The following is a 2,500-nucleotide window of genomic DNA, read 5'->3' as shown; positions in this document are numbered from 1 at the left end:
CAGGGGGTCGTCGGTTCGATCCCGACAGGCTCCACCATCTAAGCTGTTCCGGAAGAGTCTTCCGGGTCTGTAGCTCAGGTGGTTAGAGCGCACCCCTGATAAGGGTGAGGTCGGTAGTTCGAGTCTACCCAGACCCACCATTCTCTGAATGACGCATACAATCGATCTTTATACGCATCGGCACTGTGGCCGGTACGTGTTCTTTTAAAACTTGTGACGTAGCGAGCGTTTGAGATACATCTATCAGACGTGTCGTGAGGCTAAGGCGGGAATCGGAAGATTCCTTATTAATTGAGTCGTTATATTCGTATCTGGGCTTTGTACCCCCAGGTCAAATATGTAACCCAAGGCAACTTGCGGTTATATGGTCAAGCGAATAAGCGCACACGGTGGATGCCTTGGCGGTCAGAGGCGATGAAGGACGTGGCAGCCTGCGAAAAGTATCGGGGAGCTGGCAACAAGCTTTGATCCGGTAATGTCCGAATGGGGAAACCCACCCGCTTGCGGGTATCCTGCAGTGAATACATAGCTGCTGGAAGCGAACCTGGTGAACTGAAATATCTAAGTAACCAGAGGAAAAGAAATCAACCGAGATTCCGTAAGTAGCGACGAGCGAACGCGGACTAGCCCTTAAGCTGATTTGGTTCTAGGAAAACGCTCTGGAAAGAGCGGCCATAGAAGGTGATAGCCCTGTATCTGAAAGGGCCATTTCAGTGAAGACGAGTAGGGCGGGGCACGTGAAACCCTGTCTGAACATGGGGGGACCATCCTCCAAGGCTAAATACTACTGACCGACCGATAGTGAACCAGTACCGTGAGGGAAAGGCGAAAAGAACCCCGGAGAGGGGAGTGAAATAGATCCTGAAACCGTGTGCGTACAAGCAGTAGGAGCCTCGCAAGGGGTGACTGCGTACCTTTTGTATAATGGGTCAGCGACTTACTGTTCGTGGCAAGCTTAACCGTATAGGGGAGGCGAAGGGAAACCGAGTCTGATAAGGGCGCATAGTCGCGGGCAGTAGACCCGAAACCGGGTGATCTAGTCATGGCCAGGGTGAAGGTGCCGTAACAGGTACTGGAGGCCCGAACCCACGTCTGTTGCAAAAGACGGGGATGAGCTGTGATTAGGAGTGAAAAGCTAATCGAACCCGGAGATAGCTGGTTCTCCTCGAAAGCTATTTAGGTAGCGCCTCATATGTATCCTCTCGGGGGTAGAGCACTGTTATGGCTAGGGGGTCATCGCGACTTACCAAACCATTGCAAACTCCGAATACCGAGACGGACTGTATGGGAGACACACGGCGGGTGCTAACGTCCGTCGTGAAAAGGGAAACAACCCAGACCCACAGCTAAGGTCCCAAATTTTGTGCTAAGTGGAAAACCATGTGGAAAGGCACAGACAGCCAGGAGGTTGGCTTAGAAGCAGCCACCCTTTAAAGAAAGCGTAATAGCTCACTGGTCGAGTCGGTCTGCGGGGAAGATTTAACGGGGCTAAGCACAGAACCGAAGCTTGGGGTGTGCATATTTATATGTACGCGGTAGAGGAGCGTTCCGTAAGCCGTTGAAGGTGGATTGAGAAGTCTGCTGGAGGTATCGGAAGTGCGAATGCTGACATGAGTAACGATAATGCGGGTGAAAAACCCGCACGCCGAAAGCCCAAGGTTTCCTTGCGCAACGTTAATCGGCGCAGGGTGAGTCGGCCCCTAAGGCGAGGACGAAAGTCGTAGTCGATGGGAAGCAGGTTAATATTCCTGCACCTCGCGTAAGTGCGATGGAGGGACGGAGAAGGTTAGGCATACCGGGCGTTGGTTGTCCCGGGGAAAGGCGGTAGGTTTGGATCTTTGGCAAATCCGGGATCCTTTAAGACCGAGCACCGAGACGAGCCTTTATGGCGAAGTTGCTGATACCACGCTTCCAGGAAAAGCTCCTAAGCTTCAGCTTACGCAGACCGTACCGTAAACCGACACAGGTGGGTAGGATGAGAATTCTCAGGCGCTTGAGAGAACTCGGGTGAAGGAACTAGGCAACATGGCACCGTAACTTCGGGAGAAGGTGCACCCTTTTTGGTGGCTCGTGCGAGCTATAGCTGAAGAGGGTCGCAGTAACCAGGCCGCTGCGACTGTTTATCAAAAACACAGCACTCTGCAAACACGAAAGTGGACGTATAGGGTGTGACGCCTGCCCGGTGCTGGAAGGTTAATTGATGGGGTCAGCCGCAAGGCGAAGCTCTTGATCGAAGCCCCAGTAAACGGCGGCCGTAACTATAACGGTCCTAAGGTAGCGAAATTCCTTGTCGGGTAAGTTCCGACCTGCACGAATGGCGTAACGACAGCGGCGCTGTCTCCACCCGAGACTCAGTGAAATTGAAATCGCTGTGAAGATGCAGCGTTCCCGTGGCAAGACGGAAAGACCCCGTGAACCTTTACTATAGCTTTACACTGAACGTTGAGTTCGTCTGTGTAGGATAGGTGGGAGGCTATGAAACCATGGCGCTAGCTGTGGC

2 tRNA genes and 1 rRNA gene (2 of these 3 running past the window's edge) are annotated in these 2,500 nt (G+C 52.8%); all 3 read left to right on the top strand.

The features are described 5' to 3' along the window. Positions 1–37, top strand: a tRNA-Ala gene (locus CLM74_RS21135) (it extends 39 nt beyond the left edge of the window). 26 nt (positions 38–63) lie between these two features. Continuing rightward, a tRNA-Ile gene (locus tag CLM74_RS21130) sits at positions 64–140 on the top strand. 226 nt (positions 141–366) lie between these two features. After that, positions 367–2,500 (top strand): 23S ribosomal RNA (locus CLM74_RS21125) (it continues 747 nt past the right edge of the window).

The sequence above is a fragment of the Stenotrophomonas sp. MYb57 genome (assembly GCF_002966815.1).
GTDB lineage: Bacteria > Pseudomonadota > Gammaproteobacteria > Xanthomonadales > Xanthomonadaceae > Stenotrophomonas > Stenotrophomonas indicatrix.
The sequence above is the reverse complement of the archived record's forward strand: the minus strand, read 5'-3'. Positions and strand labels throughout refer to the sequence as shown.